This window comes from Mesorhizobium sp. M7A.F.Ca.CA.001.04.2.1, assembly GCF_003998485.1.
In the GTDB taxonomy this organism is placed as follows: Bacteria; Pseudomonadota; Alphaproteobacteria; order Rhizobiales; family Rhizobiaceae; genus Mesorhizobium; species Mesorhizobium ciceri.
Genome location: NZ_RZQT01000202.1, coordinates 1 through 8054 on the forward strand (window position 1 = coordinate 1; position 8054 = coordinate 8054).

General features: G+C 61.8%; 8 protein-coding genes. 1 reads left to right on the forward strand and 7 read right to left on the reverse strand.

All coding sequences use genetic code 11. The features are described from left to right. Positions 1-117 precede the first annotated feature (117 nt). The 3 genes from clpA to EN955_RS32645 all read right to left on the reverse strand — a co-directional run bounded on the left by clpA (position 118) and on the right by EN955_RS32645 (position 3549). Positions 118-2586, reverse strand: a complete 2469-nt coding sequence (gene clpA, locus EN955_RS32635; protein ID WP_024503479.1) for an ATP-dependent Clp protease ATP-binding subunit ClpA — start codon at positions 2584-2586, stop codon at positions 118-120. A gap of 6 nt (positions 2587-2592) precedes the next feature. Then, positions 2593-2922, reverse strand: coding sequence for an ATP-dependent Clp protease adapter ClpS (gene clpS, locus EN955_RS32640; protein WP_023812950.1), 330 nt, complete (start codon positions 2920-2922; stop codon positions 2593-2595). Positions 2923-3219: 297 nt separating this feature from the next. Continuing rightward, positions 3220-3549, reverse strand: a complete 330-nt coding sequence (locus tag EN955_RS32645) for a phasin family protein (protein ID WP_013531776.1) — start codon at positions 3547-3549, stop codon at positions 3220-3222. A 285-nt stretch (positions 3550-3834) separates the two neighbouring features. On the opposite strand from EN955_RS32645, the gene EN955_RS32650 reads away from it, so the two are divergent. Further along, on the forward strand, positions 3835-5244 hold the full coding sequence (locus EN955_RS32650) for a D-alanyl-D-alanine carboxypeptidase (RefSeq protein WP_024503480.1): 1410 nt from the start codon (positions 3835-3837) through the stop codon (positions 5242-5244). Positions 5245-5290: 46 nt separating this feature from the next. Here the strand turns inward: EN955_RS32650 and EN955_RS32655 are convergent, their stop codons facing one another. The 4 genes from EN955_RS32655 to EN955_RS32670 form a co-directional block, all read right to left on the reverse strand. Next, complete coding sequence (locus tag EN955_RS32655) at positions 5291-5989, reverse strand: DnaJ domain-containing protein (protein ID WP_013531778.1); 699 nt, start codon at positions 5987-5989, stop codon at positions 5291-5293. After that, positions 5989-6720: a hypothetical protein gene (locus EN955_RS32660; protein ID WP_024503481.1), complete on the reverse strand. Its 732-nt coding sequence runs from the start codon at positions 6718-6720 to the stop codon at positions 5989-5991. The genes EN955_RS32655 and EN955_RS32660 overlap by 1 nt, the downstream gene beginning before the upstream one ends. An 84-nt stretch (positions 6721-6804) precedes the next feature. After that, positions 6805-7242, reverse strand: coding sequence for a DUF1489 family protein (locus EN955_RS32665; RefSeq protein WP_013531780.1), 438 nt, complete (start codon positions 7240-7242; stop codon positions 6805-6807). 76 nt (positions 7243-7318) lie between these two features. Further along, positions 7319-8054, reverse strand: a 736-nt coding sequence (locus EN955_RS32670; RefSeq protein WP_127223541.1) for an L-serine ammonia-lyase, incomplete at its 5' end; no start/stop codon positions are given.

Consider the following 8054-nt stretch of genomic DNA (forward strand, 5'->3'; position numbering starts at 1 on the left):
GACACAAACAGTCCAAGACACTTCAATCACATAACAAAAAAACCCCGCCGAAAATCGACGGGGTTTGTCAGCAGTCTGAAAGCCCCGTTGCCGGGGCTTTCTTGACTTTCGTAAGGTTCAGTTCTTTCGGGGCAGTTGTGGCACCAGGCTGCGCTTGCCGCCGTCCTTGCCCTTGGCTTCGGGCTTCTGCGCCGCCAGCTTCTTGGCCGCCGGCTTTTTCACCACGGCCTTTCTGGACTTCGGCGTTTCTTCCGGCTCTTCCTTCTTCGGCTTCACCGGCGCCTCGTCGGCCAGCGATTCGAGCTTCAGGCCGGTCTCGCCGGTTTCCTTCTTCTCGACGGTGACGCGCACCGTGCCGCCCTTCTTGAGCTTGCCGAACAGCACCTCGTCGGCCAATGGCTTCTTGATGTGCTCCTGGATCACACGACCGAGCGGCCGCGCGCCCATGCGCTCATCATAGCCCTTGTCGGCGAGCCAGGCGATCGCGTCCGCCGACAGGTCGAAGGTGACGCCACGCTCGGAAAGCTGGGCCTCGAGCTGCATGACGAACTTCTGCACCACCTGATGGATGACCGGCACCGGCAGCGAGCCGAACGGGATGATCGCATCGAGACGGTTGCGGAACTCCGGCGTGAACAGCCGGTTGATCGCCTCGACATCGTCGCCTTCGCGCTTGGTCGAGCCGAAGCCGATCGCCGCACGCTGCGCATCCGACGCGCCCGCATTGGTGGTCATGATCAGGATCACATTGCGGAAGTCGATCTGCTTGCCGTTGTGGTCGGTCAGCTTGCCATGATCCATAACCTGCAACAGGATGTTGAACAGGTCCGGATGCGCCTTCTCGACCTCGTCCAGCAACAGCACGCAATGCGGATGCTGGTCGACGCCGTCCGTCAGAAGACCGCCCTGGTCGAAGCCGACATAGCCGGGAGGAGCACCGATCAGCCGCGACACGGTGTGGCGCTCCATATATTCCGACATGTCGAAGCGGATCAGCTCCACGCCGAGCGACGCGGCCAACTGCTTGGCCACTTCGGTCTTGCCGACGCCGGTCGGGCCGGAGAACAGGTAGGAGCCGATCGGCTTCTCCGGTTCGCGCAGGCCGGCACGCGCCAGCTTGATCGCCGAGGTCAGTGCGGTGATCGCAGTGTCCTGGCCATAGACGACTCGCTTCAGCTCGATATCGAGGCCCTGCAGCACCTTCTCGTCGTCGGCCGAAACCGTCTTCGGCGGGATGCGGGCCATGGTGGCGATCGTCGCCTCGATCTCCTTGATGCCGATAGTCTTCTTGCGCTTGGCTTCCGGCACCAGCATCTGCGAGGCGCCGGTCTCGTCGATCACGTCGATCGCCTTGTCCGGCAGCTTGCGGTCGTTGATGTAGCGTGCCGACAGTTCCACCGAGGCTTTGATCGCCTCGTTGGTGAACTTCACCTTGTGGAACTCCTCATAATAGGGCTTGAGGCCCTTCATGATCTCGATCGCGTCCTCGATGGTCGGCTCGTTGACGTCGATCTTCTGGAAGCGCCGCACCAAGGCACGGTCCTTCTCGAAGAACTGGCGGAATTCCTTGTAGGTGGTCGAGCCGATGCAGCGGATCGCACCCGACGACAGCGCCGGCTTCAACAGGTTGGACGCATCCATGGCGCCGCCTGAAGTCGCCCCTGCCCCGATCACCGTGTGGATCTCGTCGATGAACAGCACGGCGCCAGGATAATCCTCGAGCTCCTTGACGACCTGCTTCAGCCGTTCCTCGAAATCACCGCGATAGCGCGTGCCGGCGAGCAGCGTGCCCATGTCGAGCGCGAAGATGGTTGCATTGTGCAGCACTTCGGGAACGTCGCCCTCGACGATGCGCTTGGCCAGGCCCTCGGCGATCGCCGTCTTGCCGACGCCGGGGTCACCGACATAGAGCGGGTTGTTCTTGGAGCGGCGGCACAGCACCTGGATGGTGCGGTTGATCTCGGACTCGCGGCCGATCAGCGGATCGATCTTGCCGGCCTTGGCCTTGTTGTTGAGGTTGACGCAATAAGCCGTCAGCGCGTCCTGCTGCTGCTTCTTCTTGCCGCCTTCCTCTTGCGGCTCGGCGCCGTTCTGGCCGCCCTGCTCGTCGTCGGCGCCGCGCGGCGAGCGTGTCTCCGACGCGCCCGGACGCTTGGCAATGCCGTGCGAGATGTAGTTGACCGCATCGTAGCGGGTCATCTGCTGTTCCTGCAGGAAATAAGCGGCATGGCTCTCGCGCTCGGCGAAGATAGCGACGAGCACGTTGGCGCCCGACACTTCCTCGCGGCCAGAAGACTGCACATGGATCACCGCGCGCTGGATGACGCGCTGGAAACCGGCCGTCGGCTTGGAGTCCTCGTCGTAGCCGGTGACGAGGTTGTCCAGCTCGGTGTCGATATAGGTGAGAACCGTATGCTTGAGCTCATCGAGATCGACATTGCAGGCGCGCATGACGGCGGCCGCCTCGGTATCGTCGATGAGCGCGAGCAGCAGATGTTCTAGGGTTGCATATTCATGGTGCCGCTCATTGGCGAGCGTCAGCGCCTGGTGAAGCGCCTTTTCCAGGCCTTGGGAGAAAGCCGGCATGTTACCTCACTTCTTCTCCATCACGCATTGCAGCGGATGCTGATTCTGTCGGGCGAAATCCATGACCTGGGACACTTTGGTCTCGGCCACCTCGAATGTATAGACCCCGCACTCGCCCACTCCATGATTGTGAACATGAAGCATGATGCGTGTGGCGGCTTCGCGATCCTTCTGGAAAAAACGCTCCAGCACGTGAACCACGAACTCCATCGGAGTGTAGTCGTCGTTGAGGATGAGGACCCGATAAAGGCTGGGCTTCTTGGTCTTGGTTTTGGTGCGCGTGATGACGGCCGTCCCACGGCCGGCCCCATTGCCGTTACCGTCGCCGTCTTGCATTCGCACCACGCGTCTCGTGGCAGTCAAACCGATCGTCACGTATTCCTGCCTCTTTCGATTCCCCATGCGAGTTCGACATGTAGGTGTTCGATGTACGATTTTAAGCCCTTCTGGTTAGCTGACAATATGGCTAGGTCACCAAACTTGGACGATTTTCGCAATCGTGAAGGGGCGCGAGGCTCTGGAACGGAAATTGACACGAAAAAGCCCGGCCACGTTTCCACGGCCGGGCTTTTTCTCAGGGTCAAAAGGCTGAATCTGGGTCACGTCAGGCGAAATCAGTTCGCCCGGGCGAAATTACTTTGCCTTGGCAACGATCGATTCGAATGGCTTGTAGGCTTCCTTGGCGAGTTCGGCATAGAGATCGCCGATCTTGGTAGCCTCGGCGACGAACGCCTCATAGGACTGCTTGGCGTAGTCCGACTGGATCTCGATGGCCTTTTCCAGCGACTTGGCTGAAAACAGCTTCTCCACAGTGGCGCTGCCGGTTTCAAAACTCTTCTTGGTGTATTCACCAGCCTCGGTGGCAATCGCCTGTGCGCCCTTGGAGAGCGACGCGAAGCTCTTCAATCCGGTGTCGGCGAACTCTTTGCCGTATTTGCTGAAGTCCTCATAGGTCTGGGTCATTTCACGATTCCCTTGACGGTTGAGGCGTCCTTCTTCGGGGCGCCCTTGTGCAATGCAAGATAATATATTGTGCGCCGCACAAAAGTCAAGATTTCGCGGGCTTGCGGACCCGCCTGCGCAGCCAATGGCTAAAAATCGAATAAAGAGAGCTTCAAGCACGAAGAAAATGGTGAACGCGGCGGTTACCATAAACGGATTGGTAACGCTGCGCCGGTAGCTTGGCCGGAAGCGAGGCAGGACCCTTTGCCGCCTCCAACGCAACGAAGAAATCCAAGGGAAGTACCAGTGCGTAAGGCGTTGTTGGGCATCGTTTCCAAATCCACCTCCCCTCTCAAAACGATGATGATCATCGCCTTGGCGATGACATTCGTTTTTGGAGACGTTGCCTCGTCGCTGGCGGCCAAGCAGGCGGCCATCGTCGTGGATGCCAAGACTGGCAAGGTGCTTTACTCCGCAGATGCCAACGGCAGGCGCTATCCAGCTTCGCTGACCAAGATGATGACGCTGTACCTGACCTTCGAAGCGATGGCGAAGGGCAAGATCAGCAGGAATACGCCAGTGGTGTTTTCCGCCAAGGCCTCCGCCGAGGCGCCGACGAAACTTGGCGTGAAGCCGGGCGGTTCGGTCACGGTCGAGACCGCGATCCTGTCGATCGTCACCAAGTCAGCGAACGACTCGGCCACCGCGCTCGGCGAAATGCTCGGCGGCAATGAAACCACTTTTGCCCGCATGATGACCGCCAAGGCGCGTGCGCTGGGCATGAACGGCACCGTGTTCCGCAACGCCAATGGCCTGCCAGACCCTGGCCAGTTCACCACCGCGCGCGACATGGCGACGCTCGGTATCGCGCTGCGCGAGCATTTTCCGCAATATTACGGCTATTTCTCGCAGCGCTCCTTCCTCTACGGGCGTCAGCGCATCAACGGTCACAATCGCCTGCTCGGACGCATCAAGGGTGTCGACGGCATCAAGACGGGCTACACCCGCGCCTCCGGCTTCAACCTCGTCTCGTCGGTTTCCGACGGCAATCGCCGCATCGTCGGCGTGGTCATGGGCGGCAGTTCCGGCCGCAGCCGCGACAATCAGATGGCCAGCTTGATCAACACCTATCTGCCGAGGGCATCGACTCGCGGCGGTGGCGATCTGGTGGCCAAGGCCGGCGGCAACAACCCGGTCACCGCCCTCGCCCAGGTTCTCCTGCCCAAGCATGACGCTCCGACGCCCGATGACAAGCCTGTTGTGGCGCAGGACGACGCCACCGTCGCCGAGGACGCCACGGTCGCGGAAGACGATACCCCGCAGGCCGAAGAAGCAGCCTCCGTCGTCAAGACCAGAAAGGTCAAGACCGTCATCGTTTCAGCTCCCCAGGTCGCGACGGCCCAGGTCGTCGCTGCCTATGCCGAGCCAACGCCAGCGGCCGTCGACCCGGTCAACACGGCGTCGGTGCCGTCGGGCTGGGCCATTCAGGTCGCCTCGTCGCCAAAGCAGTCCGAGGCACAGGCCTTCCTCGACAAGACCACCAAGCAGGCGCCCAAGGTGCTGGCCGACGCCTCCGGCTTCACCGTCGCCTTCGACAAGGACGGCGTCACCTACTACCGCGCCCGCTTCGGCGGCTTCGGTTCGAAGACCGCCGCCTGGAAGGCCTGCACCGCTTTGAAGAAGAAGAACATCGAGTGCTACGCCGTCCAGCAGTAGGACGGCGTGGAAATCATCTCCCGGAAAAATTCTGCGTCGAAGGAGACTAGTTGTGATTGGAGAGCAAGACGTCCTTGGCTTCGTTAATCCGCGCCGCCAGGAAAGACGTGCCGCCGACATCGGGGTGCAGGCGCTGCATCAGGCGGCGGTGCGCCTTGCGGACATCCGCCGCGGCGGCCCCCGCTTCAAGACCAAGGACCTTGTAGGCCTCCTCCTTAGTCATGGCGCCCGGACCTGGCGCAACACCCAGCCCTTCGCCACCGTTCGTCTCAGTGTTTTTGCGCCAGACGGGAAATCTGCCGTCAAGATACGTCTCTAGCAACTGCCGGCTCTCCGGATCACCGGAGAGTTCGCGGTAGAGGTGCTGCAATTCCACCAGCCCCATCGCGCCAAGCATCTTGCCTTCGTGGCGGCCAGCCAGGACCAGTCCTTCGAGGCCGCCGGTATCGTGATCGAGCTCCATTTCCAATGCCGCTGTGCGCACCGTCGAGCGTTTGCCCGGTGCAAGCCCCGCCGGCTGGCGTTTCATTCGCATGGAACCATACCAGGCAATTGCCGCGGTGAGGATCATGCCGCCGACGCCTTCACGGCCGACCACCAGCACGGCGACGCCGACAACTGCCAGAAGAGCTGGCCCGAGCGTTCGCAGCGTGCCCGCCAGTTTCGCTGGCTCGGCACGCAGAAAAATCGTCACCGCGCCGAGCAGCAGCAAAAGCAACGCTACAAAAGCGATGATTGCGCCCATTATTTTCCGTCGCCCCGCAGATGCTCGATCATCAGCCGGTCTTCCGGCCTGCCTCTGGCTTCGAGCGCCTTCAACCCGCCGGTCGCGAACACGGCGACAGCCGAAAGCAGTCCGGCCAGGGTCGCGGCAGCCCGCCGATCAAACCGGAACCAGGCCCCCTTGGACAGCCGCGCAACCTCTTTGAACGCCTTTTCCGCGCTGGAATCATGGCCTTCCTGAAAGACGAAGACAGGAACGCCATGAAGGCCGAGGCTGCCGGCCTTTTCGGCCAGATCGTCGATATCCTCTTCCATCGCATCGCCGATATAGACCAGCGCATTGACCTTAGCGGTTGCCGTCTGTTTCAACGCATGCGCCAGCACCTTGCCGATCTGGGTGTGACCGCTGCGGCACTCGATCCGCGTCATCAGCTGCTTCAAGGCATTGGTGTCGCTCACGAAAGCGGACGAACGGCACTCGCCAAGACCGCGAAAATAAACCAGTTGCACGCTGAGGGTTCCTGCCTTGCCGACGGCGTCGAACATCTGGCCCTGCAGCGTGCAGGCCAGATCCCAGGTCGGCTGGCGGCTCATCGTCGCGTCGAGAGCAAGGATCAGCCTGCCCGAACCGGTCGCCGATGCGGCAAGTGTCCTCGCCTGGCGAATGAAGGCGTCGATCTCGCCGGCGTTGGATTGAGGCTTGATCGGCGCAGGATTGGTCCTCGCTGGCACAGGTTGCTTCTTATCGCTCATAAAAAACAAGATGTGGCGTTGCCACATCGCTTGCAAGCCCCACATCGGGTGGCACAAAGGGCCAGACGGTGATGCCACCTGGGGTCAGAGCAGGCCGAGATCGGCAAGCTCGCGCCTGAGTTTCGGCGGCATCTCGATCAGTCCGGCCTTGCCCTTGCCCAGATCGAGCGGCGCGTCGGCCGGCTTCAGATAGCGCCAGCCCTGAAAGGCCCGGCGCGGCTGCCAGTCGGTTCGAACAACCTCGGGGTCGAGAATCAGGTGGCAGCGGCCGATGCCTTCACTATCGGTGAACGGCCGGATCTCGGTGATCAGTTGGCGGCACTGCACATTTCCTTTGATCACCCAATAGAGCGAACCGCCATCGGTGACCTCGGCGCCGCGCGTCGGCATCATGCGCGTGGTGTGATATTGCTCGACCGGCTCACCGGCGCGCCGCCGCTCGTCGAGGCGGAAGGCGATCCACTCCTCGAGATCTTCGACGCTGTCGCAGCCGACACAGAGTTTTATGAGATTGAGAGACATCGCTTAAGGTTAGTCCCGCATGCGGACGCGTCAACGACCGGATCGACTTCTCCACAGTGGCAGTTTAGGCCAGCCTTCAGCATTCCACGACGTTGACGGCGAGCCCACCCAGGCTGGTTTCCTTGTACTTCTCGTTCATGTCGAGGCCGGTCTGGCGCATGGTCTCGATCGCTGCATCGAGAGGTACGAAATGGGTGCCGTCGCCCTTGATGGCTAGTGACGCTGCCGTCACCGCCTTGACCGCGCCCAGCGCATTGCGCTCGATGCACGGCACCTGCACCAGCCCGCCAACCGGATCGCAGGTCATGCCGAGATGGTGTTCGAGCGCGATCTCGGCGGCATTCTCGACCTGCTCGGGCGTACCGCCCATGACGGCGCACAGGCCGGCCGCCGCCATTGCCGATGCCGACCCGACCTCGCCCTGACAGCCGACTTCGGCGCCGGAGATCGAAGCATTGGTCTTGATGATGCCGCCGACCGCAGCAGCCGTCAGCAGGAAATCACGAATGCTCGGCTGGTCCGCCTCGGGATGGAAATGCAGCCAGTAGCGCAGCACCGCCGGCAGCGTGCCGGCCGCACCGTTGGTCGGCGCTGTGACGACCCGGCCACCGGCAGCATTTTCCTCGTTCACCGCCATGGCGTAGATCGACAGCCAGTCATTGGCGAGCAAGGGATTGGGCTTGTTCTGCTGCCATTGCTCCTGCAGCTTGTCATGCAGCATGCGGGCCCGGCGGCGCACCTTCAACCCGCCCGGCATGATGCCGTCCTGCGACAGGCCACGGTCGATACAGCCTTTCATGGCGCTCCAGATG